The sequence below is a fragment of the Actinoplanes missouriensis 431 genome, assembly GCF_000284295.1.
Classification (GTDB): Bacteria; Actinomycetota; Actinomycetes; order Mycobacteriales; family Micromonosporaceae; genus Actinoplanes; species Actinoplanes missouriensis.
Map to the genome: position 1 here is coordinate 3,903,250 of NC_017093.1, position 25,778 is coordinate 3,929,027.

Annotated in this window: 23 protein-coding genes; 9 read left to right on the forward strand and 14 right to left on the reverse strand. The window is 70.0% G+C overall.

What is annotated here, in order from left to right:
* Positions 1-51 precede the first annotated feature (51 nt).
* From AMIS_RS18350 to yicI, 3 genes are read left to right on the forward strand one after another with little or no spacing between them, the layout of a single operon-like run.
* Positions 52-948, forward strand: coding sequence for a carbohydrate ABC transporter permease (locus AMIS_RS18350; protein WP_014443842.1), 897 nt, complete (start codon positions 52-54; stop codon positions 946-948).
* Positions 945-1,823 (forward strand): carbohydrate ABC transporter permease, encoded by an 879-nt coding sequence (locus tag AMIS_RS18355; protein WP_014443843.1) that lies wholly within the window; start codon positions 945-947, stop codon positions 1,821-1,823. Before AMIS_RS18350 ends, AMIS_RS18355 begins: the two co-directional genes overlap by 4 nt.
* Before the next feature lie 19 nt (positions 1,824-1,842).
* The gene (gene yicI / locus AMIS_RS18360) at positions 1,843-4,095 is read left to right on the forward strand and encodes an alpha-xylosidase (RefSeq protein ID WP_014443844.1); all 2,253 of its coding nucleotides are present in this window, start codon (positions 1,843-1,845) and stop codon (positions 4,093-4,095) included.
* A gap of 47 nt (positions 4,096-4,142) precedes the next feature.
* Here the strand turns inward: yicI and AMIS_RS18365 are convergent, their stop codons facing one another.
* Positions 4,143-5,111 (reverse strand): tetratricopeptide repeat protein, encoded by a 969-nt coding sequence (locus tag AMIS_RS18365; protein ID WP_157434923.1) that lies wholly within the window; start codon positions 5,109-5,111, stop codon positions 4,143-4,145.
* Positions 5,112-5,410: 299 nt separating this feature from the next.
* On the opposite strand from AMIS_RS18365, the gene AMIS_RS18370 reads away from it, so the two are divergent.
* From AMIS_RS18370 to AMIS_RS18380, 3 genes are all read left to right on the forward strand, one after another.
* Entirely contained in the window at positions 5,411-6,082 is a 672-nt protein-coding gene (locus AMIS_RS18370) for an enoyl-CoA hydratase-related protein (protein WP_014443846.1), read from the forward strand.
* A 346-nt stretch (positions 6,083-6,428) separates the two neighbouring features.
* Positions 6,429-8,864, forward strand: a complete 2,436-nt coding sequence (locus AMIS_RS18375; RefSeq protein WP_014443847.1) for a phosphoketolase family protein — start codon at positions 6,429-6,431, stop codon at positions 8,862-8,864.
* Between the two features lie 213 nt (positions 8,865-9,077).
* Positions 9,078-9,509 (forward strand): peptidoglycan-binding domain-containing protein, encoded by a 432-nt coding sequence (locus AMIS_RS18380; protein WP_014443848.1) that lies wholly within the window; start codon positions 9,078-9,080, stop codon positions 9,507-9,509.
* 132 nt (positions 9,510-9,641) lie between these two features.
* Here AMIS_RS18380 and AMIS_RS18385 read toward each other — a convergent pair whose 3' ends face one another.
* The 6 genes from AMIS_RS18385 to AMIS_RS18410 form a co-directional block, all read right to left on the reverse strand.
* Positions 9,642-10,418 (reverse strand): energy-coupling factor ABC transporter ATP-binding protein, encoded by a 777-nt coding sequence (locus AMIS_RS18385; RefSeq protein ID WP_014443849.1) that lies wholly within the window; start codon positions 10,416-10,418, stop codon positions 9,642-9,644.
* Positions 10,419-10,565: 147 nt separating this feature from the next.
* Positions 10,566-11,330: a cobalt ECF transporter T component CbiQ gene (gene cbiQ / locus AMIS_RS18390; RefSeq protein ID WP_014443850.1), complete on the reverse strand. Its 765-nt coding sequence runs from the start codon at positions 11,328-11,330 to the stop codon at positions 10,566-10,568.
* Positions 11,327-11,782, reverse strand: a complete 456-nt coding sequence (locus tag AMIS_RS18395) for a PDGLE domain-containing protein (RefSeq protein WP_014443851.1) — start codon at positions 11,780-11,782, stop codon at positions 11,327-11,329. Before AMIS_RS18395 ends, cbiQ begins: the two co-directional genes overlap by 4 nt.
* Positions 11,779-12,471 (reverse strand): energy-coupling factor ABC transporter permease, encoded by a 693-nt coding sequence (locus AMIS_RS18400; RefSeq protein WP_014443852.1) that lies wholly within the window; start codon positions 12,469-12,471, stop codon positions 11,779-11,781. The genes AMIS_RS18395 and AMIS_RS18400 overlap by 4 nt, the downstream gene beginning before the upstream one ends.
* A 64-nt stretch (positions 12,472-12,535) precedes the next feature.
* Entirely contained in the window at positions 12,536-13,489 is a 954-nt protein-coding gene (locus AMIS_RS18405; protein ID WP_014443853.1) for an Acg family FMN-binding oxidoreductase, read from the reverse strand.
* Between the two features lie 32 nt (positions 13,490-13,521).
* Complete coding sequence (locus AMIS_RS18410) at positions 13,522-15,123, reverse strand: GAF domain-containing sensor histidine kinase (protein ID WP_083888812.1); 1,602 nt, start codon at positions 15,121-15,123, stop codon at positions 13,522-13,524.
* A 200-nt stretch (positions 15,124-15,323) separates the two neighbouring features.
* On the opposite strand from AMIS_RS18410, the gene AMIS_RS18415 reads away from it, so the two are divergent.
* A complete protein-coding gene (locus AMIS_RS18415; RefSeq protein ID WP_014443855.1) occupies positions 15,324-15,965 on the forward strand; it encodes a response regulator in 642 nt (213 codons plus the stop codon).
* Between the two features lie 66 nt (positions 15,966-16,031).
* The gene (locus AMIS_RS18420; RefSeq protein WP_014443856.1) at positions 16,032-16,418 is read left to right on the forward strand and encodes an ATP-binding protein; all 387 of its coding nucleotides are present in this window, start codon (positions 16,032-16,034) and stop codon (positions 16,416-16,418) included.
* 9 nt (positions 16,419-16,427) lie between these two features.
* Here AMIS_RS18420 and AMIS_RS18425 read toward each other — a convergent pair whose 3' ends face one another.
* The gene (locus tag AMIS_RS18425; protein WP_014443857.1) at positions 16,428-18,032 is read right to left on the reverse strand and encodes a methyl-accepting chemotaxis protein; all 1,605 of its coding nucleotides are present in this window, start codon (positions 18,030-18,032) and stop codon (positions 16,428-16,430) included.
* 94 nt (positions 18,033-18,126) lie between these two features.
* Positions 18,127-19,311 carry a GAF domain-containing sensor histidine kinase gene (locus AMIS_RS18430; RefSeq protein ID WP_014443858.1) on the reverse strand — a complete coding sequence of 395 codons (1,185 nt, stop codon included), beginning with the start codon at positions 19,309-19,311 and terminating at the stop codon, positions 18,127-18,129.
* Between the two features lie 169 nt (positions 19,312-19,480).
* On the opposite strand from AMIS_RS18430, the gene AMIS_RS18435 reads away from it, so the two are divergent.
* Complete coding sequence (locus tag AMIS_RS18435) at positions 19,481-20,647, forward strand: response regulator (protein ID WP_014443859.1); 1,167 nt, start codon at positions 19,481-19,483, stop codon at positions 20,645-20,647.
* Here the strand turns inward: AMIS_RS18435 and AMIS_RS18440 are convergent.
* From AMIS_RS18440 to AMIS_RS18460, 5 genes are read right to left on the reverse strand one after another with little or no spacing between them, the layout of a single operon-like run.
* Positions 20,617-21,027: an Hpt domain-containing protein gene (locus AMIS_RS18440; RefSeq protein WP_197538037.1), complete on the reverse strand. Its 411-nt coding sequence runs from the start codon at positions 21,025-21,027 to the stop codon at positions 20,617-20,619. The two genes, AMIS_RS18435 and AMIS_RS18440, sit on opposite strands and share 31 nt — an antisense overlap.
* A gap of 43 nt (positions 21,028-21,070) precedes the next feature.
* The gene (gene rhaI, locus AMIS_RS18445; RefSeq protein WP_014443861.1) at positions 21,071-22,222 is read right to left on the reverse strand and encodes an L-rhamnose isomerase; all 1,152 of its coding nucleotides are present in this window, start codon (positions 22,220-22,222) and stop codon (positions 21,071-21,073) included.
* Positions 22,219-23,277 (reverse strand): ABC transporter permease, encoded by a 1,059-nt coding sequence (locus tag AMIS_RS18450; RefSeq protein WP_014443862.1) that lies wholly within the window; start codon positions 23,275-23,277, stop codon positions 22,219-22,221. The genes rhaI and AMIS_RS18450 overlap by 4 nt, the downstream gene beginning before the upstream one ends.
* Positions 23,274-24,266 carry an ABC transporter permease gene (locus AMIS_RS18455; RefSeq protein WP_014443863.1) on the reverse strand — a complete coding sequence of 331 codons (993 nt, stop codon included), beginning with the start codon at positions 24,264-24,266 and terminating at the stop codon, positions 23,274-23,276. Before AMIS_RS18455 ends, AMIS_RS18450 begins: the two co-directional genes overlap by 4 nt.
* Complete coding sequence (locus AMIS_RS18460; protein ID WP_014443864.1) at positions 24,263-25,774, reverse strand: sugar ABC transporter ATP-binding protein; 1,512 nt, start codon at positions 25,772-25,774, stop codon at positions 24,263-24,265. The genes AMIS_RS18455 and AMIS_RS18460 overlap by 4 nt, the downstream gene beginning before the upstream one ends.
* Between the last annotated feature and the right edge of the window lie 4 nt (positions 25,775-25,778).

Genomic DNA, 25,778 nt, shown 5'->3' on the forward strand with positions numbered 1-25,778 from the left:
CCAGGCGCGGGCGGTGGGTGACCACCGCCCGCCTCGCGGAAGGAATCGGCCTTGGCCACCAAGACCAAGAGCCGCGGGTACGCGCTCTACCTGATCCCCGGTGTGCTCGCCTCACTCGCGGTGATCGTCGTGCCGCTCGTCATGACGGTCTATGTCAGCTTCACCAAGTGGACCGGTGTGGGCAGCCCGCGCTGGGTCGGCTTCGACAACTACACCCGGCTCTTCTCCGACACGCTCTTCTGGCAGTCGTTCGGGCACATCGGGCTGCTCATCCTCGCCATGGCGGTGGTGCCGACGCTGCTCGGGCTGGTCCTGGCGGCGGTCCTGTTCGACTACGTCGCCAAGCACTTCGGTGACCGCTGGGCCGGCGCGCTGCGCTCCGGCTACTACCTTCCGCAGGTGCTGCCGGTCGCGGTGACGGGCATCGTCTGGGGCTGGATCCTGCACCCGGACTACGGCGCCCTCAACAAGATCTTCGAGTCGATCGGGCTGGGCGGGCTCACCCGCAACTGGCTCGGCGACCCGGACTACGCGCTGTACAGCGTGATGGCGGTGATGATCTGGTTCCAGCTGGGATACCCGGTCGTCATGTTCATGTCCGGCCTGTCGCGGATCAACCCGGAGCTCTACGAGGCGGCCGACCTCGACGGGGCGAGCTGGTGGCAGCGGTTCCGCAAGATCACGGTCTACATGATCCGTCCCGAGTTCTACGTCGTGCTGATCACCACCACGATCGCCGCATTGAAGATCTTCGGTCAGGTCTTCGTGCTCACCCGCGGCGGCCCGAGCAACGCCACCCTCGTGCCGTCCTACTTCGCCTACAAGAACTTCTTCGAAAAAGCCCAGGTCGGGTACGGGTCCGCGATCTCCACGGTGCTGACCGTGCTGATCGTGGTGCTCGCCTTCGTGTTCCTGCGGCTGCAGCACCGGGCGGAGGACGCGAAATGACCGTCACGGCCGAACGAACGCCGGTGAAGACCGCCGCGCCGCAGGCCGCCAAGCGGCGCAACCCGGTGCGGTTCGCGGTGCTCGCCGCGCTGGTCGTCCTGCTCCTGCTCATGGTCGGACCGCTGCTCGTGGTCGCGGTCAACGCGGTGAAGAGCCCGGCCGACTACGCCGGGAGCGGCCCGCTGTCGATCCCCACGAGCCTCTACTGGGACGGGATCGTCGACTTCTGGAACCGGGTCGATTTCGGGCAGAAGCTCTGGAACAGCTTCATCACCAGCCTGGTCGTCGCGGTGCTCGGCGTGGGCTTGAGCATCCTGAACGCGTACGCGCTCGGCATCGGCCGGGTGAAGGGGCGGATCTGGTTCCTGGTGTTCTTCCTGGTCGCCAACCTGTTGCCGCAGGAGGTGCTGGTCTACCCGCTGTACTACATCGGCAAGGAGATCGGCCTCTACGACAACCTGATCTCGATCATCATCATCTTCACCGTCATCCAGAGCGCGTTCGGCACGTACCTGCTGACCTCGGTCTACGCGGAGTTCCCGCGCGAGCTGCTGGACGCGGCCTCGGTCGACGGCGCCGGGAAGTGGCGGACGCTGTGGCGGGTCGTCGTCCCGGTCAGCCGGCCCACCCTCGCCGTGCTCTTCACGTTCTTCTTCATCTGGACGTGGAACGAGTTCTTCCTGCCGCTGATCTTCCTGATCTCCAACGACAACCAGACCGTCCCGGTGGCGCTCGGCGTCCTCCAGGGCGACCGGATGATGGACGCCACGACGACCAGCGCTTCCGCGTTGATCGGCATCCTCCCGGCGATGCTCTTCTTCCTCCTCTTCCAGCGGACCCTCACGCGCGGCATCGCCGCCGGTGCCATCAAATGATCGTTTGCAAAGGACACTCATGAAGTTCACCGACGGCTACTGGCGCAAGCGGGACGGGCTGACCGTCCTGCACCCCGCGCACTACCTGGACAGCACGACCGGTCCGGACTCGCTCACCGTCTACGCCGCGGTGCGACCGGTCCGGCAGCGCGGGGACACGCTCAACGCGCCGCTGATCACGGTCACTCTCACCGCGCCGGCGCCGGACGTCATCCGGGTCACCATCGACCACTTCCAGGGCGGCGTGGCGAAATATCCGAACTTTTCGCTCACCGAGGAGCCGGTCGACGTGGCCGTCGACGCCGTCTCGCTCACCTCGGGCGCGCTGACCGCGCAGTTCCGCGACGGCGAGGAGTGGGGACTCGATTTCCTCGCCGGCGGCAAGCGGATCACCGGCAGCGGCTGGAAGGGGATGGGCGTCGTCGACACCCTCGACGGGGGTCACTACGTCCACGAGCAGCTCGACCTGGGCGTGGGGGAGACCGTCTACGGGCTCGGCGAGCGCTTCGGCCCGCTGGTCAAGAACGGTCAGAGCATCGACGTCTGGAACGAGGACGGCGGGACCAGCAGCGAGCAGGCGTACAAGAACGTCCCGTTCTACTTCACCACCGGCGGGTACGGCGTCCTCGTCGACCACCCCGGCAAGGTCTCCTTCGAGGTCGCCTCGGAGATGGTGTCCCGCACCCAGTTCAGCGTCGCCGGGCAGAGCCTGTCCTACCTGGTCATCCACGGTCCGACGCCGGCCGACGTGATCCGCAGGTACACCGCGCTGACCGGCCGTCCCGCGCTGCCGCCGGCCTGGTCGTTCGGTCTCTGGCTGAGCACGTCGTTCACCACCTCGTACGACGAGGACACCGTGAACAAGTTCATCGACGGGATGGCCGAGCGGGACCTGCCGCTAAGCGTGTTCCACTTCGACACGTTCTGGATGCGGGAGTTCTCCTGGTGCGACTTCGAGTGGGACACCAGGACGTTCCCGGACCCGCCGGGGATGCTGAAACGGCTCGCCGGCCGAGGGTTGAAGGTGTGCCTCTGGATCAACCCGTACATCGCGCAGCGGTCGCCGCTCTTCGCCGAGGCGCGCGAGAAGGGCTTCCTGGTCCGGCGTGCCAACGGCGACGTCTTCCAGTGGGACCTGTGGCAGGCCGGGATGGGTCTGGTCGACTTCACCAATCCCGGCGCGCGGGAGTGGTACGCGGACAAGCTGCGGTACCTGGCCCAGATGGGTGTGGACGCCTTCAAGTCCGACTTCGGGGAGCGGGTCCCGACCGACGTCGTCTGGCATGACGGCTCCGACCCGGAACGGATGCACAACTACTACACGCAGATCTACAACCAGGTCGTCTTCGACGTGCTGCGTGAGGTCAAGGGCGAGGGCGAGGCCGTGCTCTTCGCCCGCTCCGCCACGGTCGGCGGCCAGCAGTTCCCGGTGCACTGGGGCGGCGACAACTCCAGCACGTACGAATCGATGGCGGAGAGCCTGCGCGGCGGCCTGTCGCTGATGTCATCCGGCTTCGGCTTCTGGAGCCACGACATCGGCGGTTTCGAGGGCATGCCCGATCCGGCGGTGTTCAAGCGGTGGGTCGCCTTCGGGCTGCTCTCCTCGCACAGCCGGCTGCACGGCAGCACCTCCTACCGGGTGCCGTGGAACTTCGACGAGGAGTCCTCGGACGTCCTGCGGACCTTCACCCACCTGAAGTACCGCCTCATGCCGTACCTGTTCGCCGCCGCCCGCGAGGCGCACGAGACGGGCCTGCCGGTGATGCGCCCGATGGTCCTCGGCTTCCCGGACGACCCGGCCACCGCCTACCTGGACCGGCAGTACCTGCTCGGCCCGGACCTGCTGGTGGCCCCGGTCTTCAGCACCTCCGGCGAGGTCCGCTACTACGTCCCGGCCGGACGCTGGACGAACTTCCGCACCGGCGAGGTCGTCGAGGGGCCGCGCTGGGTCACCGAGACACACGGCTTCGACAGCGTCCCCCTGCTGGGCCGCCCCGGCGCGGTCATCCCGATCGGCGCCCGGACCGACCGTCCCGACTACGACTACCGCGACGGCGTGACATTGAGGCTCTTCGAGCCCATTGCCGAGGGTACGGGGTCAGCAACGGTCCCCGGCCCGTCCGGCGAGACCACCACGTTCACGATCGAGCGCAGCGGCACGACGGTGACCGTCTCCCGCACCGGCGATCCGCTCCCGTGGAACGTCCAGTGGGGGACCGAGGTGCTGGAGGTCCCCGCCGGCCAGGACAGCTGCGCTCTCACCGTCGAGTAGCAGCCCGGCTGACCGGCGGCGTCCACGAGCCGCCGCCGGTCACCGGACTATTCCCGGTGCCGTTCCTGCGCCTGCGCGACCCGGAGGGCCTGCTCACGGACAGCCCGGTCCTGCGGGTCCGAGCTCAGCTCGAGAGCCTCCTCCGCCGCGGTGACCGCCTCCCGGACGGCCGCCGGATCCCCCGTCCTACGGTGCAGCAGCACGAGCAGGCCGGACAGGTACGTCAGATTCTCGCCGCGCTGCTGCTGGTCCGGGGCCGACCCCACCGCGTACCGGGCGGGTGCCACCGCCTGAGCGAGCACCCCGGCGTCGTCGAGCTTGTCGCCCTTGACCTTGAGGGACGTCGAGAGGCCGACGTACGCCTGAGCCCGCTTCGGCGACTCGATGGCGGAACACAGGCCGTACCAGTGGGCCGCCTCGTCGAGGAGTTCCAGGCGCCCCGACAGGTTGCCGAGTTCGCGCAGGGCGGCGCCCAGCTCGATCAGGGCCGCCGGTCGCAGCCGATGCCCCGGCGGGATGTTCTGCCCCGCGCTGCGCAGCACCTCGACCGCTTCGACCAGCGCGCCCCGGTCGTTGGTCGCCAGATGTCGCTTCAGCAGCGCCTGACCGAGCAGGACCGACAGCCGGCGCCAGACCTCGATGTCCTTCTCGGCACGAACGAGTGCCCGCCCCTCGGTGATCGTGCGGTCGAGATCGGCGAGATCTTTGGTCTGCTCGTACCGTTGAACGCACTCCACCATCCTCGCCAGCGCGTCGGGAGCGGCCGCCTGCTGCTGCGGCGGCGGATCGTATCGCGTGGTGTCCGGTGCCGCGTCGTTCCTGCGCCGGGTGACGAACGCGGCCAGCCCTCCGCCGACGAGCAGCACGAACAGCAGGCAGGCCGCATCGGCGCCGATGGCGAACGACAATCCCAGAAGCACGACGAGCGACACGATGCCGATGAGGCGGTACAGCCACACATTGAGTGGTCTCGTCTCATTGCCGGTCGCCAGCATGATCCCTTTGTGCGCCAGCATGGCTCCCATGCTGGGCACCTCGACGAAGATGAAAAACAAGATCGGGAATGGCGCCATGTCTCCGAGACCTCGTTCCGCGATGGGCGTCTCAGGTCGTCTGGGCACCATACCCACGAGGCCGGTCGCCGGCAGGTCAGCGAAGTCGAAGACCGGAGCGAGGACGTGTAAACAAGCAAAGGCCGCGAGTCCTGCGTTTCCGCAGCCAACCGTCCACAATTCCGCCCGGCTCACTCACTCCGTTCCGGCCGCTGTCGCCCTCTGCTAAGTTACCTGCGGGTAACTTTCTCGGGAGGGCAATCATGACCACGCTGGAGCGACACGGCGACGTCTTCATCCTCGACCTCGGCGACGGTGAGAACCGTTTCCACCCCGACTGGATCGCCGCGGTCAACGGGCACCTCGACGAGGTCGTCAAGGCCGGCAATCCGGCGGCGCTGGTCACCACCGCGACCGGCAAGTTCTTCTCGAACGGGCTGGACCTGGACTGGCTCGGCAGCAGCGGCGCGGACTTCGGTGACTACGTGGCCGACGTGCACGCGCTCTTCGCCCGGGTGCTCGCGCTGCCGGTGATCACCGTGGCGGCGCTGCAGGGGCACACGTTCGCGGCCGGCGCGATGCTGTCGCTGGCTCACGACTTCCGGGTGATGCGCGCCGACCGCGGCTTCTGGTGCCTGCCGGAGGTGGACATCCAGATCCCGTTCAGCCGGGGCATGTCGGCGCTGATCCAGGCCCGCCTCACGCCGCAGGTCGCGCACGAGGCGATGACCACCGGCCGGCGGTACGGCGGCGCCGACGCCCAGGCCGCCGGCATCGTCGACCGGGCGCTGAGCGAGGAGGCGGTCCGGGCCGCGGCGGTCGAGATCGCCGAGGCGAACACGGCGAAGGCCGGTCAGACCCTTTCCACGATCAAGGAGCGGATGTACGCGCCGGCGCTGGACGTCCTCCGCGACCGGGCCACCGCGCTGACGTAGCGGGCAGTCCGTCCGTGGCCCAGCCGGCCAGGGACGGATTGAGGTGCAAAGCCTCCGGGTCGACCCGGAACGCCGCCAGATCCTGGTAGAAGTCTTTGCATGGGGAGTTCGCCCGGGCCGGCGCCGGCACGGTCGCCGCGAGCAGTGGGCCGCGACCGTCTCGGCGGGCTTCCCGGCATATCGGGCACGACTTTAACGTGACCTTCATTTTGCGGTCGACGCTTCCGGTCCGAGTCGGTGGGTAACGTGCCCTGGAGAGGCGGGACCAAAGACCCGTGCTCAGTAGATCTTGGACAGATACGTTGATCGTGACAAGTCAGGACTCTGGCGACATCACTCGGGAGGAATGACCGTGACCGCCGTTTCGGAGAACCGAGCCAGCGCGCTCGACCATGACGAACTCGTGCGCAAGCTGGCGGCACCGGACGATAACGAGGTCGCGGGCCTCGACGCCTGGTGGCGGGCGAACAACTACCTGACCATCGGTCAGATCTACCTTCAGGGCAATCCGCTGCTGAAGGAGCCGCTCACCACCGAGCACATCAAACCCCGCCTGCTCGGACACTGGGGCACCAGCCCCGGCCTGTCGTTCATCTACGCCCACGTCTCGCGTCTGATCAAGATGACCGGGCAGCAGGCGATCTACCTCGCCGGTCCCGGGCACGGCGGACCCGCCCTGGTGGCCGCCGGCTACCTCGAGGGCACGTACTCCGAGGTCTACCCGAAGGTCGGCCAGGACGAGGCGGGCCTGCTGCGCCTGTTCCGCCAGTTCTCCAGCCCCGGCGGCATCCCCTCGCACGTGTCGGTGACCACCCCCGGCTCGATCCACGAGGGCGGCGAACTCGGCTACGTGCTGGTCCACGCGTTCGGCTCGGTGATGGACAACCCCGACCTGCTCAGCATCGCGGTGGTCGGCGACGGCGAGGCCGAGACCGGCCCCCTCGAAGGCTCCTGGAAGGGCATCTCCTTCATCAACCCGGCGCACGACGGCGCCGTGCTGCCGATCCTGCACCTCAACGGCGCCAAGATCGCCGGCCCCACCGTGCTGGCCCGCAAGGACCCGGCGGAGGTCCGCAAACTTCTCGAGGGCCACGGGTACGAGGTGATCGAGGTCGGCGGGGACGACCTGCCCGGCATGCACCACCGGTTCGCCCAGGCGCTCGCCGACTCCTGGGGCAAGATCCGCGCCATCCAGACCGCGGCGCGCAGCGGTGACTGGGACGGCAAGCGCCCGCATTGGCCGCTGATCGTGCTGCGGACGCCGAAGGGCTGGACCGGACCCGAGAAGATCGACGGCATCACGGTGACCGGCACCTGGCGGTCGCACCAGGTTCCGCTCTCCGGCGTGCGGGGCAACGAGGACCACCTGCGGGAACTGGAGACGTGGCTCCGCTCGTACCGTCCGGAAGAGCTTTTCGACGCCGCCGGCGCACCGGTTCAGATGATCAAGGATCTGGCGCCCGACGGTGACCTGCGGATGAGCGCGAGCCCGCACGCGAACGGCGGCGTGCTCACCCGCGACCTGGACCTGCCGGACTTCCGTGACTACGCGGTCGACGTGAAGCGGCCGGCGCAGGGGCGGGCCGAGTCGACCCGCAAGCTCGGCGAGATGATGCGCGACATCTACGCGCGCAACGCCGACCGGTTCCGGCTGTTCTGCCCGGACGAGACGAACAGCAACCGGCTCGGCGCGGTCTTCGAGGTCTCCGACCGTGGCTTCATGGAGTCGGTCACCCCGGACGACGTGAAGATCAGCAACGAGGGCCGGGTCATGGAGGTGCTCTCCGAGCACAACTGCCACGGCTGGCTGGAGGGTTACAACCTCACCGGGCGGCACGGCATGTTCGCCACCTACGAGGCGTTCGCCATGGTCAGCGCGTCGCAGACGATCCAGCACGGCAAGTGGCTGCAGGAGGCCAAGCACCTGGAGTGGCGTGCCAAGGTCCCGAGCCTGAACATCCTGCTCACCTCGACGGCCTGGCGCAACGACCACAACGGCTTCTCGCACCAGGGCCCCGGCCTGATCCAGAACGTGCTGACCCAGCGCGGCGACGTGGCCCGGGTCTACCTGCCGCCGGACGCGAACACCCTGCTCTCGGTCGCCGACCACTGCTTCCGGTCCCGGTCGTACATCAACCTGATCGTGATCGACAAGCAGCCGCAGCTGCAGTGGCTCGACATGGACCAGGCGATCGAGCACTGCCGCCAGGGCGCCGGCGTCTGGGAGTGGGCCGGCACCGACGACGGCGCCACCGACCCGGACATCGTCCTGGCCTGCGCCGGTGACGTGGTCACGATGGAGACCGTGGCGGCCGCGCAGATCCTCAAGCAGAAGCTGCCCAACCTGAAGGTCCGCGTCGTCAACGTGGTCGACCTGATGACGCTGCCGCGCCCGAAGGACCACCCGCACGGCATGAGCGAGACGCTGTTCCGGGAACTCTTCACCGATCACGTCGACGTGGTCTTCTCGTTCCACGGATACCCGGGCGCCATTCACCAGCTGGTGCACGGCCGGCCGGACGCCGACCGGTTCCGGGTGCGCGGCTTCATCGAGCAGGGCACCACGACCACCCCGTTCGACATGACCGTGCGCAACCGGGCGTCCCGCTACCACCTGGTGATGGACGCGATCAACAACGCGCGGCGCCTGCCGACCGGGGCCACCGAGCTCAAGGCCTGGTGCGAGGCGCAGCTGGAGCGCCACGAGCGGTACGTCGTGGAGAACCTGGAGGACATGCCCGAGGTGCGGGACTGGTCCCTGGGGGACTGGGCCGAGCACTGATCAGTTGATCTTGTGAGTGGGATATTCCACTCCGGAGTGCGCGACTCTGCGCGTTTCCGGGGTGGAATTCTCACATTCACGCGCGTAAGCGCACCTGCTCTCCTAAGAATCTTTTGCAATGACATGTCTCACCCTTTTAATCAACGGCCGGGTTAAGCGAAAGTGAGGGGAGCACAACACCCGTCGCTCGACGATGAGGAAGGGGACCCCTCTATGGCCGCCACGCTGAGCCCTTGGCCGACGACCCGGCAGGGCGCGAAGGACCACGCGGTAATCACCCTGCAGTTCCTGTTGCTGGCCCACGGTCACACCGTCACGGTGGACGGCGTGTTCGGGGCGCAGACCGGTGACGCGGTCCGCGCGTTCCAGTGGGCGAAGGGCATGCCCGACAACGGCGTGGTCTGCCCGGCGACATGGGAGGCGCTGATCGTCGAGGTGCGTCCGGGCGCGCAGGGGAGCGCGGTCCGCGGATTGCAGCAGGAATTCGCCACCGAGGTGGACGGGGTCTACGGTCCCGAGACCGAGAAGGCGATCCGAGCGTTCCAGCAGAGAGCGGCGATTCCGGCGGACGGGGTGGTCGGGGCCACGACGTGGCAGGCCCTGGTCGGCGGGGCGAACACTGTGGAGTTGCAGCAGGCGGCCTGACCGACCCGCGCCCGACTTGCGGATCTTGGCAAGCGCTGCCCACCAGGGACCAGCGGTTGCCAAGATTGCGCCTGAAGGGGGCGGCGGCAGGGCGGTGCGGTGCCGTGGCCGCGCTGCGGCGCGGCGAGGCGGCTACTGGCGGGGGCGGCGGGAGGCGAGCGCGGCCACCGGATCGAAGCCGAACGGGAGTTCCAACCGGTGGGACTCCATCAGCGCGCGGTCCGAGAGCAACTCCACCGTGGAGCCGTCCGCCACCAGCCGGCCGTCGTCGAGGATCACCGCCCGCGGGCACAGCTCCAGCGCATACGGCAGGTCGTGGGTCACCATCAGCACCGTGACCGGCAGCGACTCCAGGATCTCCGCCAGCTCGCGGCGGCTGGCCGGGTCGAGGTTGGACGACGGCTCGTCGAGGACCAGGATCTCCGGGCGCATCGCCAGGACCGTGGCGACCGCGACCCGGCGGCGCTGGCCGAACGACAGGTGATGCGGCACCTTGTCGCGGTGCGCGGACATGCCCACCGCCGCGAGCGCTTCGTCGACGCGGTCGGCGAGTTCGGTACCCCGTACCCCCATGTTCGACGGACCGAAAGCGACGTCCTCCGCGACCGTGGGCATGAAGAGCTGGTCGTCCGGATCCTGGAAGACTATGCCGACCCGGCGGCGGATCTCGGCGATCGCAGCGCGGTCACCGGGGGTGACCGGCAGTCCGGAGATCTTCACGCGCCCGGCGCCGCCGTGCAGGATGCCGTTGAGGTGCAGGACCAGCGTGGTCTTCCCGGCGCCGTTCGGCCCGAGCAGCGCGACGCGCTCCCCCTGCGCGAGACGAAGATCAACCCCGCGGAGCGCTTCGCGCCCATCAGGGTACGAGAAATGCAGTCCCGTGATCAGCAGAGCGTCCACGTCGATCATGTTAAGTCCCGATGGTTGAAGCCCGACCCGGTGGCCCGTGCGGCGCCGGCCGCCCGGTCAGGTCAAGTCCCGATGGTTGAAGCTCGACCCGGTGGCCCGTGCGGCGCTAGCCGCCCGGGTCGGACCGTGCGGCGCCAAGCCGCCCGGTCAGGTTATGACGAGGCCCGCGACGGCGATCCCGGCGGCCGCCATCGGCAGAGTCGCGCTGACCGCCCACTCCCGCAGCACTGCGGGCTCCCCGGTGGTCTGCGGCAGGCGGCCGGTGTAGCCGCGGGACAGCATCGCCAGGTAGACCCGCTCGCCGCGCTCGTAGGAACGCAGGAACAGCGCGCCGACCCCGACCGCGAACGCCTTGACCTGCCAGAGGAAGCGCGGGTCGTAGCCGCGGGAGAGCCGGGCGATCCGCATCCGCCGCGCGTCGTCGGCGAGCACGTCGATGTAGCGCAGCATGAACGTCATGATCTGGGTGAAGACCGGTGGGGTGCGCAGCCGGTCCAGGCCGAGGACCAGGTCACGCATCGTGGTGGTGGCGGCGAGCAGCAGCGAGGCGAGGACGCCGAGGGTGCCTTTCGCGAAGATGTTCCACGCGCCGTAGAGGCCGTCGACCGAGAGCGACAGGCCGTGCCAGTCGATCCGCTCGCCGTGCCCGGCCAGCGGAAGCGCGATCGCGAGCAGCACGAACGGCAGCTCGATGGTGGCGCGTTTGGCGAGCCAGAGAGCGGGCACCCGGGCCAGGACCGCGACCGCGGCGATCAGCAGCGCGTAGCCGCCGAACGCCGCGAACTCGGTGCGCGGGGTGACCACCACGACGACGGTGAACAGGACCACCGCGACGATCTTCACCTCGGGGGAGAGACGGTGCAGCGGGCTGTCCCGGTCGAGGTGGAGCGGGTGGGCGTGCCCCGCGCTCATTCCGTGCGGGTCCCGGCGTCCGGAGCGGAAGCGTCCGGAGCCGCGGTGGAGGCGGCTGTGCCCGGCGCCGCGGTGGACGCGGCTGTGCCCGGCGTCGCGGTGGAGGCAGGGGCACCGGCGGGCCGGCGCCGGAGCAGCCAGAACAGGCCGCCGCCGATACCGAAGGTGATCAGCACGCCGAGGATGCCGGAGAGGCCTGTCGACACGTACTCGTTGTCGATGCCCTTGATCCCGTAGTCGGCGAGCGGGCTGTCGCCCAGCTGGTGCTCGCCCTCCTGCTGGGCCATGCAGGTGCCGCCGGTGATCTCGTCGTCGGCGTTGAACGTGCAGCCCTCACGGGCGGCGTAGTCCAGGCCGTCGGGGCTGCCGGAGGCGAAACTGGACACGACGCCGGCGAGCAGCAGGGCGACGAGCAGGCCGCCCGCGAGGAACCAGCCGAGCTTCTTGTTCATGCGGGGACCGCCTCGGTCTTGGCAGCGCGGAAGTGCCGGAGGGCGTAGACCAGGTCGGGGCGGACCCGGGCGACTGTCACGACGGTGGTGGCGGCGATCAGACCCTCACCGATGCCGATCAGCACGTGCACGCCGGCCATCGTGCCGGCGATCGCGCCGATCGACAGCTCGGTGGTGCCGCCCAGCGCGTACTCCAGGACGAAGCCCATCGAGGCGACGACGACGCCGACGACCGAGGCGATGAACGCGGTGGCGCCGAGCCCGCCGGGGTTGCGCGGCAGGATCCGCAGCAGCGCGGCGACCAGCAGGTACGCCGCTGCGGTGCCGATCAGCGCCATGTTCGTGATGTTCAGCCCGATCGCGGTGAGGCCGCCGTCGGCGAAGAGCAGGCACTGCACGATCAGCACCGTCGCGACGCAGAGCGCGCCGACCCACGGGCCGACCAGGATGACGGCGAGGGTGCCGCCGAGCAGGTGGCCGGAGACACCCGGCAGCACCTGGAAGTTGAGCATCTGCACGGCGAAGATGAACGCGGCGACCAGCCCGGCCATCGGCGCGAGCCGGTCGTCCAGGTCGGTCTTGGCCTTCGCGACGCAGAGTGCCAGGCCCGCGACCGCGACGACCAGGAAGATCGCCGAGACGGGGCCGTTGATGATCCCGTTGGCGATGTGCATCGCCTGTGTGTCCATGGGCGAAGCATATTGGTACAACCCTGTTATTGCATATGCCTGGCAACTAGCTGAGTGGTGATCTTCACGTCGCGATCACGGTGCTGACGTCGCGGCGCGGCGAGGGGTGGCCTGGACGCCCGTACCCGATGCGGATCGCCATCTGCGGGAAGCCGGTCCGGCCGAGCGAGCGGCGCAGCTGGTCACGCGCCGGGATCACCTCGATCGGCTGGGAGATCAGCGACGCGGCCAGCCCGGCGTCGGTGAGCGTGAGCAGCACGTTCTGCAGCGCCTGCCCGGCGACCACCTGGTCCAGCCGCCGGTCGCCCGCGGTGCCGAGGATGCCGATCAGCGGCTCCGGCTCGTAGTCGCGGCCCGGTCCACGTCGGCGCTGCGCGAACGCCCGCTGCGGGATCAGGTCCTGCGGCTCGCCGACCGGGGCGCCGACCGCCACCGGCATGCCGTCCGGCGCGTCCTCGGTGTCCGTCCAGGTGATCAGCTCGGCCTGGTAGCGCAGGTCGCGGCGGAGCACCCGGTCGGCGCTGTGCGCGATCTCCGAGAAGCCGGTCAGCGCGGTCATCCCGACCAGCAGGTCCAGCCAGGCGTTCTCGGACTGGGCCGCCTCGATCAGCCGAATCCGCACGTCGGCGGGGACCGGGTCGGGCCAGAACGGGTCCCGGTTGCTGTGCCGGTGCTCGATCGCGGCGTGCCTGTCACGCTCGGCGTAGGTAGGCGGCCGCTCCCGTCCCGGTGTCAGCCGGGCGATCACCTCGGGGTCGTCCGGCGGCAGCAGGCGCACCTCCGCCGGGGTGCCCGCCCAGGCCAGGGCGAGCCGGGCGTTCAGGGTGGCCGCCCCGCAGGCCAGCCGCAGCGCCCAGCCGCTGCGGTCGGCCACCTCGAGTTGCCGTTTCTCGTCCGCCAGCACCTCGATCGCGCCGTCGCGCAGGCGGAACGCCCACGGCTGGGTGTTGTGCATCGAGGGGGCCATGATCGCGGCTGCGGCTGCCCGCCGCAGGTCCGACTCGTCGTAGCGCGTCATCCTCCTACGGTCGCGCGCCGGGCCGCCCTTCGTTAAGGGGCAAAGGTCCCGAGCGGGACGCGCCAGGTGACCAGAGTCCCGCCGCCGGGCCGCGGTCCGGCCTCGAAGGAGCCGCCGAGATCGTGGGCGCGCTCGCCCATGTTCACCACGCCGCCCCGGGCCAGCGCCGGGTCCATGCCGACCCCGTCGTCCTCCACCTGCAGGATCAGCTCCCCGTCGGCGACCCGCACGGACACCCGCACGTCGGTGGCGCCGGCGTGCCGGGCCACGTTCGACAGGGCCTCGCGCAGCACCGCGGTCAGTTCCGGCACCACGTCGTCCGGCACCGCGCTCTCCACCGGCCCGGACGTCTCCAGGCTGGGCCGGAAGCCGAGCGTGGCGGCCGCGTCGTCGACGGTGTCGCGCAGATCGTTGCGCAGGGTGGCGCCGATCGGGGCGCGCAGCTCGAAGATCGAGCGGCGGATGTCGCGGATCGTGGCGTCCAGATCGTCGACGGCCGCGTTGATCCGCTTGGCGATGTCCGCGCGGACCGACGGGCCGGAGGCGGCCTGCAACTGCATGCCCGTCGCGAAGAGCCGCTGGATCACCACGTCGTGCAGGTCCCGGGCGATCCGCTCGCGATCCTCCAGAACGGCGAGCAGCTCGCGTTCCTCCTGGGCGCGGGCGCGTTCCAGGGCGAGGGCGGCCTGGCCGGCGAACGTGGAGAGCAGGACCGCGTCGTCGGCGTCGGCGCGGCTGACGATCAGCACGCCCTGCGGCATGTCCCGGCCGGCGAGCGGCGCGGCGAGGGCCGGGCCGGCCGGCACCGGGCAGGGCCACTCGGCGGCGGCCCGCAGATCGTCGAGCAGACCGTGGGGGAAGCTGTCGAAGTCACCGGCGAGCATCTGCCCGGCCAGGTCCGCGCACGCCGGGTCGGCGCCGTCGGCCACCTCGATGGTGAACCGGGCGTTCTCCTCGTCGTAGAGCAGGACCAGGACGAGCTCGGCGTCGGCGACCTCGCGGGCCCGGCGGGCGATCAGGCGCAGCGCCTCGGTGCGCCGGACCGTGCCGAGCAGCACGCCGGTGATCTCGGCGGTCGCCTCCAGCCAGCGCTGCCGGCGCTGGGCGACCTCGTAGAGCCGGGCGTTGTCGATCGCGACGCTCGCGGCGGCGGCGAGCGCCACCACGATCTCCTCGTCGTCCTCGCTGAACTCGTCGGCCCCGCGTTTCTCGGCGAGGTAGAGGTTGCCGAAGATCTGCTCACGGGTCCGGACCGGCACGCCGAGGAAGCTGTGCATCGGCGGGTGGTTCGGCGGGAACCCGTACGAATTGGGGTGTTTGGTGATGTCCGGCAGCCGGACCGGCTGCGGGTCGGTGATCAGCAGGCCGAGGACGCCCCGGCCGTGCGGCAGGTCGCCGATCTTCGCGTGCGCTTCCGGCGGGATGCCGTGCGTGACGAAGTCGGAGAGGTGGTCGCGGCCCGGCGCGAGCACGCCGAGAGCGCCGTAGCGGGCGTCGGCGAGCGCGCAGGCCGCCTGCACGATCCGCGCCAGCGTGCTGTTCAGATCGAGGTCGGTGCCGATGCCGACGACCGCGTCGAGCAGGGCACGCAGGCGCTCCCGGCTGGTGACGATGTCGCCGACCCGGTTCTGCATCTCCTGCAGCAACGCGTCGAGGCGGACCCGGGAGAGAGGGCTCAGGCCGAGCGAGGGGGTCGAGGCGTCGGACACGGACCCGAGGTTACCGCCGTGGCTGGACCTCACCGCGCCCCGGCCCCCTCGTGAAACAGGGCCCGACGGCGGCGCGGGACCTATGGCCCTAGGTGTTCGGGCCACCCGGGCGATAGAAATAAGACATGATCCGAGTCTTCCTCCTCGACGACCACGAAGTCGTCCGCCGCGGCCTCGTCGACCTCCTCCAGGCGGGCGGCGACATCGAGGTGATCGGCGAGTCCGGCTCCGCGCGTGAGGCGGCCGCGCGGATTCCGGCGCTCCGCCCCGACGTGGCGGTTCTCGACGCCCGGCTGCCGGACGGCAACGGCATCGACGTCTGCCGCGACGTCCGGGCCGTCGACTCGTCGATCAAGGGACTGATCCTGACCTCGTACGAGGACGACGAGGCCCTGTTCGCCGCGATCATGGCGGGCGCCTCCGGTTACGTGCTGAAGCAGATCCGCGGCACCGACCTGGTGGACGCGGTGCGCCGGGTCGCGGGCGGCCAGTCGCTGCTCGACCCGCAGGTCACCCAGCGGGTGCTGGAGCGGATCCGCAACGGCGTGGAGCAGCCGCGCGAGCTGGCGTCGCTGACCGACCAGGAGCGGCGGATCCTGGAGCACGTGGCCGAGGGCCTGACCAACCGGGAGATCGCGACGCGGATGTTCCTGGCCGAGAAGACCGTGAAGAACTACGTGTCGAGCCTGCTGGCGAAGCTCGGTCTGGAGCGGCGCACGCAGGCCGCCGTGCTCGCCACCAAGCTGCTCGGGGACCACAGCCACTAGGTTTCGCATGGGGTGTCCCCGGGGTACTGTCCGGCCGCACATCGGCGATTTCCCGGGGTTCTGTGTATGAGTGTGTTGACCGCCCATCTCGACGTTCCACTGGACCACAGCGCTCCCGGCGCGGCCCGGCGAGCGATGACAGCGGTCCTCTCCGGCTGGGGCTTCCGCGATCCGGACTGGCTGGACGAGGCCTCGGTCGTGGTGAGTGAGCTGGTCACGAATGCGGTCCGGCACGGCGGAGGCTGCGTCGAGCTGCAGGTGGAGGCCCACGAGTCCGCCGTCGTCGTCTCGGTGGCGGACGGCTCGTCGGTGGTGCCCCGGCGTCGCGACCCGGACGGGGTCGGCGGCCGGGGCATCGCGCTGATCGAGGCGCTCTCCGCCGGGTGGTCGGTGGAGAACTACAAGGGCGGCAAGCGGGTACGTGTGGAGCTGAACCCGCCGGTCACACCCTGAACCCGCCGGTCACACCCTGAACCGGTTGGCCGCGTCGCGCAACCGGTCGGCGAGCAGCTGCACGTCCTCCGCGGTCCGCGCGGCAAGTCCGACCGCCTCCCGGCTGGACGCGGTGCTGTGCGCGACGCTGGCGATGTTGTTCGCGATGTCGGTGACGCCGGCCGCCGCCTCGCCGACTCCCCGGTTCATCTCGGCGGTGGTGGCGCTCTGCTCCTCGACCGCGGACGCGATGGTGGTCTGGAACTCGCTGATCTGCTCGATGATCCGGCTGATCTCGTCGATCGCGGTGACGGCCTGATCGGTGTCGTGCTGGATCGCCTCGACCCGGCGGGAGATGTCCTCGGTGGCCCGCGCGGTCTCCTGCGCGAGGTCCTTCACCTCGGACGCGACGACGGCGAAGCCCTTGCCCATCTCGCCGGCGCGGGCCGCCTCGATGGTGGCGTTCAGCGCGAGCAGGTTGGTCTGCTCGGCGATCGCGGTGATCGTCTTGATCACGTCGCCGATCTGCGCGGACGACTCGCCGAGCCGGTTGATCGTGGAGCTGGTGGCGGAGGCGGCGCCGACCGCCTCGGAGGCGACCCGCGCGGCGTCGGCGGCGTTGCGGGAGATCTCGCTGATCGCCGCGCCCATCTCGGTGGAGCCGGCGGCGACCGTGTTGACGTTGCCGGAGACCCCGGCGGCGCCGGTGGCGGCGAGCCCGGCCTGCTGGTCGGCCTCCGCGATGGCCGCGTCGATCTGCGTGCTGACCTGGCGCATGGTCTGGGAGGCGGCGGTCAGCTGGCCACCGTTGTCGAGGATCTCCACGACCGTCGCGCGGACGCCGGCGACCGCATCGTCCACGGCCCGGCCCATCTCGGCCATCTCGTCGCTGCCGGCGCTGTCGACGCGGACCGTGAGATCGCCGGCGGCCATCCCGCGCAGCGCGCCGACCAGGCGGGTCACCGGCACGACCACGCTGCGGGTCACCGCGATCGAGAAGATCACCGCGGCGATCACGGCCAGAACGAAGACCACGATCATCACGGTACGCAGGGAGGAGGCCTCCGCCCGGGCGTCCGTGGCTGCCGTGTCCGCCCGGGCGGTGACCGACGTGACCAGGCTGTTCGTGCCCTCCACGATCTTGAAATAGGTCTCGTAGCCGGCGCCCAGGATGAGCGCGTTCGCCTCCTTGACCTTGTTGGCGTTGAAGAGCGCGACGACTTGCTCGTCGGTGGCCATGTAGTCGTCCCACATGCCGGAGAGGTCGTCGAAGATCGCTCGCTCGTCGTCGGTCATGGCGCCGGTGTCGGTCGCGGCGAGAACCTTCTTCAGCGAGGCGACCGAGTTCAGGAAGCCGGCCCGGTTCGCGCTGGAGTCCTGCACGGCCTCCTTCGGGCTGAGCAGAAAGGCGTCCCAGGCGTACGCGATCTGCCACCCGGAGACGTCCGCGTTGTAGAACTTCTGCTCGTCGACCTGGTGCATCAGCCCCTGCAGCTCGTGCAGCTCGGCGATCGAGTCCCGCTGCCGGGACAGCCCGACCGCGCCGATGCCGACGGCGACGCCCAGCAGCACGAGCACCACGGCGAAGGCGACCCCGAGCCGCCCGGCCAGCCGAAGCCGTCGCAAGATCGCCATGCCGTCCCTCTCCCGCCTCGAACAGGCTGTCGACAGCCCATTCGGCAGGTTCCGGGCGGGACTGAGTGACAACGGGATCAGGGCGACAACGGGATCAGGCGGGCAGAACCATCCGGACCGTCGTTCCGCGATCGGCGCCGGGGGAGGTGATGGCGAACGAGCCGTCGTGCGCCCGCATGATCCGATCGACGATGCTGAGTCCCAGTCCTACCCCGGGAACGGCCTGCTGCTGGGCGTGCCGGCCGCGGTAGAAGCGGGCCGTCACGTGCGGCAGCTCGTCGGTGGGGATGCCCGCGCCCTGGTCGGCGACCTCGAGCCCGGTGTCGAGCACCCGGACGGTGACCGTCGTGCCGGCCGGGCTGAACAGGACGGCGTTGCGGATCAGCTGCTCGGCGGCCTGGCTCAGCCGGGTGAAGTCGCCGGACACCCGTACCCTCCGGTCGGTCGTCTCGACCGCGATGCGCACGTCGCGTTGCGTGGCCTCGGCCCGGCAGGCGGCCGCGCCCGCCTCGGCGACCGCGACCAGGTCGGTGCCGCCCCGCAACAGCGGCAGGGGAGTGGCCTCGGGACGGGTGCCGGCCAGCAGGTGGTCGACCATCCGGACCAGGCGTTCGCCGTTGCGCCGGATCGGGTCGATCATCTTCCGGTACGGCTCCAGCTCCTCGTTGTCGACGAGCAGCTCCAGATAGCCCTGGATCGTGGTGACCGGCGTGCGCAGCTCGTGCGAGACGCTCGCGACGAAGTCCTCCTCGCGGCCGACCGCCCGGGACAGCTCGTCGCCGACCTCGGTCAGCAGCAGCCGGGTGCGGATCGCGGCGAGGTGCCCGGCGGCCTGCCCGGCCATCGTGGTGAGCAGCTCCAGCCGCTTCTCGTCGATGTTCCGCGGCTTGTCGTCGACCACGCACACGGTGCCCAGCAGGTGCCCGTCCTCGTCGATCAGCGGGACGCCGGCGTAGAACCGGATGTGCGGCGGACCGCTGACGTTCGACCAGGTGCTGAACAGGGGGTGTTCCCGCGTGTCCGGGACGACCAGCGGCGCGCCGGTGCTGACCACCTCACGACAGAAGGAGGTGGCGAGCGGCTCCTGACCCTCGGGCAGGCCGGTGTTGCCGGCGAGCCACTGGCGGTCCCCGCCGACCAGCGTGACAGCGGACATCGGGGTCTCGAAGAGGGCGGCGGCGAGCCGGGTCAGCTCGTCGAGCACCACCGGGCGCGGGGCGTCGAACAGGCGGTAGCTGTGCACCGCCGTCAGTCGGGCGTCGTCGCCGGGTGTGCTCACGTGGTCATCCGTTTCTCCAGGCCGCGGTGGCGGCGCTCCGTCGGGACGTGGCATGGAGTTCGGCTGTCCGCCACCCGCGCTTGAGGAGTTCCGGGCGAACACTTAGTGGATCTTCACGGGTGGCGATAAGTCCTGCGTAGGACACCGCCGCAGGCAAGTGAGGGATCGGATGGGGACCGAGGGGAAGCCCGTCGTGCTGCTCGTCGACGACGAGGAGGCCGTGCTGCAGACGCTCGCGCTGCAACTGGGACCGGACCACACGCTGCTCACCGCCTCGAACGGCGCCGACGCGCTGCGGATGCTCGCCGAGAACGGCCCGGTCGCGGCGGTGGTCAGCGACATGCGGATGCCGAACATGGACGGTATCGAGCTGCTGCGCCGGGTCCAGGTCGAGTACCCGGACACCATCCGGGTGCTGCACACCGGGCACGGCGACATCGACACGGCGATCGCCGCGATCAACTCCGGCGGCGTCTACCGTTACCTGCCGAAGCCGGCCGGCACCGGGGAGCTGCGCAGCATCGTCGGCGACGCGGTGGCCCGGCACGGTCAGGCGATGGCCGAGCGGGAGTTGCTCGACAAGACCCTGCGCACCAGCGTCCAGGCGCTCTTCGGCTGCCTCGAGCTGGCCAGCCCGGTGGCGTTCGCCCGGGCCGGCCGGATCCGCGCCCTGGTCGCCGAGCTCTGTCATGAGCTGCAGCTCGACGGGCTCTGGGAGATCGAGGTGGCCGCGATGGCGTCGCAGCTCGGCGCGGTGACCGTGCCGCCGGCAGTGCTCAAGAAGCTGGACCGGGGCGTGCCGCTGGGCCCGGACGAGCAGGCCATGGTCACCGCGATGCCCCGAGCCGCGGTCCGCCTGCTGCGCGACATCCCGATGCTGCACGACGTGGTCGCGATGGCGGAGGGCCTGGCCGGTGAGCCGGAGCCGGAGAGCGGGCGCTCGGCGCTTGTCGAGGCCGGGATCAGCGTGATCCGGACGGCCATCGAGTACGAGATCGTCGAGTCCCGTTCGGCGAACTCGGCGACCGCGATCGGGGTCCTCGAGGAGCGCGGCGACGGCGCGCCGCACGTGCTCGCCGCGCTGCGCCGGATCAAGGGCGTCCGGGCGCACCAGGAGGTGGTGAAGTCGCTGCGGATCATGGAGCTGGAGGTCGGGATGCGCCTGGCCGAGGACGTCGTGGCCCTCAACGGCCTGGTGCTGATCGGCCGGGGGACCGTGGCGACCGAGGTGATGCTGGACCGGCTCGCCAACTTCGCCCGGGTCGTCGATATCGTGGAGCCGGTCCTGGCGGCCGTGCCGGACTTTCACCGGTACCTGGTCCGGCGCTCCTCGTAGGCGTCCGCCACCTCGGTGACCGCCCGCAGGACCGCGGCGGTCTCGGCGCGCAGCATCTCGGCGGTGGCCACCGGGTCGGGCCGCACACCGGCCCGGGCGTCCTGCTCGATGCTCGCGCAGAGCGCCGACAGGCCGGCCGCGCCGATGTTGGCGGCCGACCCCTTCAGTGCGTGCGCACGGTCCCGGAGATCCTCGGAGCCGCTGGACAACAACGTGATCACCTGCTCGGCGGCCTCCGGCGCCCGCACCGCGAACGCCCGCAGCAGCCGGACCAGCAGAGCGAGCTCGTCCGGTCCGGGCTCACCGCCGGTGACGTCGTCCAGACGGGCCCGGACCGCCGTCACCCGGGCATCGTGGTCCGGGGGCGCGATGCTTCCCATGAAGACCATGGTGCGCCGCGTCCCCGGTTCCACGCCGGGTTTTTCAGGCTCCCCAGCTGGCCTGCGTGCCACCGGCGCGGTCGGTGGCGGCCTTCTGCGCGTACCCGGAGGCCAGGAAGGCCGCCACCGGATCGCGCGGCAGGCCCCGCTCCTCGCGCCGGTCAGCGAGGGCCGTGCGGACGTCGGTCTCGTAGGCGTCCATCAGGATCGCGTTCGCGCCCAGCACGTCGCCGTCGCGCTGCGCCACGGCCAGCGCCTCCTGGTCGATGAGCAGCGCCTTGGCGAGCGCCTGCTCGACGTTGAGCACCGAGCGGATCTGACCGGGGATCTTCTCCTCGATGTTGTGGCACTGGTCGAGCATGAAGTTGACCTTGGATTCCGGCCGGTGCGCGCCGGCCGCCACGATCTCCGACATGATCCGGAAGAGCTGGAACGGGTCGGCCGAGCCCACGATCAGGTCGTCGTCGGCGTAGAAGCGGGAGTTGAAGTCGAACGCGCCGAGCCGGTTCTGCCGCAGCAGCTGCATCACGATGAACTCGATGTTCGTGCTCGGCGCGTGGTGACCGGTGTCGAGCACGACGGTGGCCTGCTCGCCGAGGGCCAGGCAGTGCAGCAGCGAGGTGCCCCAGTCCGGGATGTCCATGCTGTAGAAGGCCGGCTCGAACAGCTTGTACTCCAGCAGCATCCGCTGGTCCGGGTCAAGAGCGTCGTAGATCGCGCGGAGCGACTCGGCGAGCCTCTCCTGGCGGCCGCGCAGCGAGTCCTGACCGGGATAGTTCAGGCCGTCCGGCAGCCACACCTTGATGTCGGTGGAGCCGGTCTGGCGCATCACGTCCAGGCACTGCAGGTGGTGGTCGACGGCCTTACGGCGTACCGCCGGGTCGGGGTTGCAGAGCGACCCGAGGCGGTAGTCGTCCTCCTGGAAGAGGTTCGAGTTGACCGCGCCGATCGTGACGCCGTTCTCCTCGGCGTGCCTGCGCAGGTCGGACCAGTCGTCGACCAGGTCCCACGGGATGTGCAGGGAGACCCGCGGCGCGAGGCCGGTGAGACGGTTGACCTCCGCGGCGTCCGAGATCTTCTCGTACGGGTTCCGCGGCACGCCCTTCGTGGTGAAGACCTTGAAGCGCGTTCCCGAGTTTCCGTACGCCCAGCTCGGGACCTCGATGCTGAAATCATTGAGACCGTCGAGGTTCATTGCGCCCCTCCATATTTCCGGTTGGTGAGCCCGTTCAGCAGTGCCGCGAAGACGAGGACCGCGCCCAGGGCGAGTAGCTGGTACTGCGAGCCCTCGTTGCCGACGAAGGCGAGCAGGATGCCGGCGTTGAGCCAGACGATGAGAAGGGTGGCGAGCACCACGCCGGCGACCCGGCCGATGCCGCCGGTGATCGCCACGCCGCCGAGGACGGCGATGGTGATCGCGGGCAGGGCCATGCCGTTGCCGGAGACGCCGGCGTCCGGGCGGGCCGAGGCGAACTGCGCCACGGTCACCACGGCGACCAGGCCGGAGATCAGGCCCGCGTAGACGTACGCCTTGAAGCGCGTGTCCCGGACCGGCAGACCGGCCCAGCGGGCGGCCACGTCGTTGGTGCCGATGCCGTAGAGGCGGCGGCCGTACGCGGTCCGCGCCAGCAGCAGCCACACCGCGACCACGGTGGGCAGCAGGAACGTGAAGATGCCCAGCGGCACGTCCGGGATGTACTGCCCGATGATCGGCAGCTCGACCGACTTGCTCAGCGAGAAGAGATCCTGGATCGGCGCGGTGCTGATCGGCTGCTGGTTGTTGATCACGATGGCGATCGACTTGAAGGCGTAGAAGGTCGCCAGGGTCGCGATCAGGGCCGGGAATCCGATGTAGGAGACCAGGAACCCGTTGATCGCGCCGCAGAGCGCGCCGAAGCCGGCCGTCGCGATGATCGCCATCCAGAGCGGCCAGCCCCACTCGCCGTACGCGAATCCGAAGACCATGCCGGCCAGGCTGACGATCGCCCCGACGCTCAGGTCGATGCCGCCGCGCCCGGAGAGGATCACCAGCATCTCGGCGAGGCCGAGCATCGCGAGCGGGACCGCGTTGATCAGCGAGGCCGACATGTAGTCGAAGTCGTAGGGGGCGGTCAGGTAGCCACCGGCGTCGTTGATGAAGAACGTGACGACGACGATGACGATCAGTACGGCGAGCAGCGGGATACGCTGCGTCAGGAAAAGACGCGTGATATCCGTTTTCTCGCGCTTTTCTACGGTAGCTGCCGTCATCGGGACCTCCGTGCACGAGCCCGCAGCAGGTCGGCGCCGACCGCCACGATGATGAAGATGCCGACGAACAGGTCGGAGAGCTGCGAGCGCCAGCCCAACTGGGTGACACCGGACGACACGGTCTGCACCAGCAGCGCGCCGAGCAGGGTGCCGAGCACCGAGCCCCGGCCGCCCATGATCGAGGTGCCGCCGATGACCACCGCGGCGATCACCGCCAGCTCCTTGCCGGAGCCGACCGACTGGTCCAGCGTGGACGTGCCCTGGGCGATCACGAAACAGGACGCCAGGCCGACCAGCAGACCGGTGATCACGTAGGCGAGCAGCACCCGGCGCTGGACGCGGACACCGGCGAGCCGGGCCGCCTGGGCGTCGCCACCGATCGCGTAGAAGTGCCGGCCGCCCGCGGTGTGCCGCAGGTACCACCAGCAGGCCGCGGTGATCAGGATGGTGACCAGGAACGCGTGCGGCACGCCGAGCGTGCGCCCGTCCTCGCCGCGGCCGAAGAAGCCCAGCGTGGCGGGGATCCCGTTGACCGTCCCGGAGCCGAAGATCTGCAGGCCGAGGAACATGAAGATGTTCGCCGTGCCGAACGTGATGATGATGGCGTGCACCCGGCCGTAGGCGATCAGCACGCCGTTGATCAGGCCCAGCACCCCGCCGGAGAGCAGCGAGATCAGCACCGCGACGCCGAGGCTGACGTCCGAGCTGACAAGCGTCTTCGCCGTGATCACCGAGCAGACCATGATGGCGCCGCCGACCGAGACGTCGATGCCGCCCGTGATGATCACGATCGTCATGCCGACGCCGACCAGGGCGATCGGCGCGGTCGCCACCAGCAGCGGCTGGATCGAGCCGGCGGTCAGGAACGCCGGGGTGCTGACCGCGAGAGCGGCCCAGAGCACCGCGATCACGCCGACCAGGACGATCTCCTGGCCGGTGATCGGGTTCGTCAGGACCCTCGGCTTGGTCCTCTCCGTCACGAGGGTCATTCGCTTCCTCCCGCGGCCGCCGCCAGCAGGTCGACCTGCTTGGCGTCCGGACCGAACTCCTCCGTCGTGGTGCCGCCGCGGACCACCTGGATGCGGTCGGCGATGCGCAGCGCCTCCGGCAGGTCCGAGGTCACCACGAGAACCGCGGTGCCCTCCTCGGCCAGCTCCGTGATCAGCCGGTGGATCTCCTCCTTGGCGCCGACGTCGACACCCTGGGTCGGCTCGGCGAGGATCAGCACCTTCGGACGCTCCACCAGCTGCCTGGCCAGCACCACCTTCTGCGCGTTGCCGCCGGACATCGCGCTGATCGGCTGGCGCTCGTGCGGGGTGCGCACGGCGAGCCGCTTGATCATGTCGAGCGCGACGACCTTCTCCCGGCCCCGGTCGACGAAGACGCCGAGCTTGGAGAGGAGCTTGAGGTGGCCGGCCGAGATGTTGAACGCGATCGACTGAAAGCCGAACATGCCCTCGACCTTGCGGTTGGCGGGCAGCAGGGCGATCCCCAGCTTCTGCGCGTGCTCCGGGCTCCTCGGGCTCTGCGCTGTTCCGTTGATCTTGATCGTGCCGCTGGTCGCCCGCTCGATGCCGTAGCAGCTCGCCGCGATCTCCGAGACGCCGCTGCCGACCAGGCCGTAGAGCGCCACGATCTCGCCCGCCCGGACCTGCACGTCGACGTCGCGGAACTTGCCGGTCCGGGTGAGACCCTGCAGCTCCAGCACGGCCGGTCCCTCCGGGACCTCCCGGTGCGGCCGGTCGTCGGAGAGCTCCTCGCCCACCATCAGGTGAGCGATCTGCCGCACGCTCAATTCACCGATCGGGTACGTCCCGATGGTCCGCCCGTCCCGCATGACCGTCACCTCGTCGGCGATGCGGAACAACTCGTCCAGCCGGTGCGAGATGTAGATGACGCTCACCCCGGAGGCGGTCAGCCGCCGGACCACGGTGAACAGCGTCTCGATCTCGGCGTCGGTGAGGATCGCCGACGGCTCGTCGAGGATCAGCACCTTCGCGTCGCCGGAGAGCGCCTTCGCGATCGACACCTGCTGCTGCTCGGCGATCGAGAGGTCGCCGACCGTGGCCGTCGCGTACTTCGCCGGCAGGCCGAGCAGTTCGAGCAGCTCGACCACCTTGGCGTTCTGCGCGGCCCAGTCGACCTTTTTGAGAAAGCCGCTTCGCTGCTCCTTGCCGAGGAAGATGTTCTCGGCGACGGTGAGCTCGGGGAAGAGCTGCGGCTCCTGGTAGACGGTCGCGATGCCGAGGGCTATCGCGTCCGTCGTGGAGCCGATCCTCACCGGGCGCCCGTCCCACTCGATCTCGCCGGTGTCGGACTGCTCGGCCCCGGCGACGATCTTGATCATCGTGGACTTGCCGGCGCCGTTCTCACCGACGAGCGCGTGCACCTGGCCGGCTCGTACGGTGAGATCAGCGTGCTGGATGGCCCGGACCGCGCCGAACCGCTTGGAGACAGCAGTCAGGCGCAGCCGGGGCGTTTCGTTTTCCTGGGTCATCGGC

Excerpts from the sequence above, each read along its gene's own strand:
- AMIS_RS18420 (WP_014443856.1), top strand. The coding sequence starts at position 16,032 with ATGAGTGTGTTGACCGCCCATCTCGACGTTCCACTGGACCACAGCGCT.
- cbiQ (WP_014443850.1), bottom strand. The coding sequence starts at position 11,330 with ATGAGCGCGGGGCACGCCCACCCGCTCCACCTCGACCGGGACAGCCCG.
- AMIS_RS18405 (WP_014443853.1), bottom strand. The coding sequence starts at position 13,489 with ATGACGCGCTACGACGAGTCGGACCTGCGGCGGGCAGCCGCAGCCGCG.
- AMIS_RS18365 (WP_157434923.1), bottom strand. The coding sequence starts at position 5,111 with ATGCTGGCGCACAAAGGGATCATGCTGGCGACCGGCAATGAGACGAGA.
- AMIS_RS18460 (WP_014443864.1), bottom strand. The coding sequence starts at position 25,774 with ATGACCCAGGAAAACGAAACGCCCCGGCTGCGCCTGACTGCTGTCTCC.
- AMIS_RS18380 (WP_014443848.1), top strand. The coding sequence starts at position 9,078 with ATGGCCGCCACGCTGAGCCCTTGGCCGACGACCCGGCAGGGCGCGAAG.
- AMIS_RS18425 (WP_014443857.1), bottom strand. The coding sequence starts at position 18,032 with ATGGCGATCTTGCGACGGCTTCGGCTGGCCGGGCGGCTCGGGGTCGCC.
- AMIS_RS18355 (WP_014443843.1), top strand. The coding sequence starts at position 945 with ATGACCGTCACGGCCGAACGAACGCCGGTGAAGACCGCCGCGCCGCAG.
- AMIS_RS18385 (WP_014443849.1), bottom strand. The coding sequence starts at position 10,418 with ATGATCGACGTGGACGCTCTGCTGATCACGGGACTGCATTTCTCGTAC.
- AMIS_RS18410 (WP_083888812.1), bottom strand. The coding sequence starts at position 15,123 with ATGCAGAACCGGGTCGGCGACATCGTCACCAGCCGGGAGCGCCTGCGT.
- rhaI (WP_014443861.1), bottom strand. The coding sequence starts at position 22,222 with ATGAACCTCGACGGTCTCAATGATTTCAGCATCGAGGTCCCGAGCTGG.
- AMIS_RS18440 (WP_197538037.1), bottom strand. The coding sequence starts at position 21,027 with ATGGGAAGCATCGCGCCCCCGGACCACGATGCCCGGGTGACGGCGGTC.
- AMIS_RS18415 (WP_014443855.1), top strand. The coding sequence starts at position 15,324 with ATGATCCGAGTCTTCCTCCTCGACGACCACGAAGTCGTCCGCCGCGGC.
- AMIS_RS18395 (WP_014443851.1), bottom strand. The coding sequence starts at position 11,782 with ATGAACAAGAAGCTCGGCTGGTTCCTCGCGGGCGGCCTGCTCGTCGCC.
- AMIS_RS18450 (WP_014443862.1), bottom strand. The coding sequence starts at position 23,277 with ATGACGGCAGCTACCGTAGAAAAGCGCGAGAAAACGGATATCACGCGT.
- AMIS_RS18400 (WP_014443852.1), bottom strand. The coding sequence starts at position 12,471 with ATGGACACACAGGCGATGCACATCGCCAACGGGATCATCAACGGCCCC.
- AMIS_RS18455 (WP_014443863.1), bottom strand. The coding sequence starts at position 24,266 with ATGACCCTCGTGACGGAGAGGACCAAGCCGAGGGTCCTGACGAACCCG.
- AMIS_RS18375 (WP_014443847.1), top strand. The coding sequence starts at position 6,429 with ATGACCGTGACCGCCGTTTCGGAGAACCGAGCCAGCGCGCTCGACCAT.
- AMIS_RS18370 (WP_014443846.1), top strand. The coding sequence starts at position 5,411 with ATGACCACGCTGGAGCGACACGGCGACGTCTTCATCCTCGACCTCGGC.
- AMIS_RS18435 (WP_014443859.1), top strand. The coding sequence starts at position 19,481 with ATGGGGACCGAGGGGAAGCCCGTCGTGCTGCTCGTCGACGACGAGGAG.
- yicI (WP_014443844.1), top strand. The coding sequence starts at position 1,843 with ATGAAGTTCACCGACGGCTACTGGCGCAAGCGGGACGGGCTGACCGTC.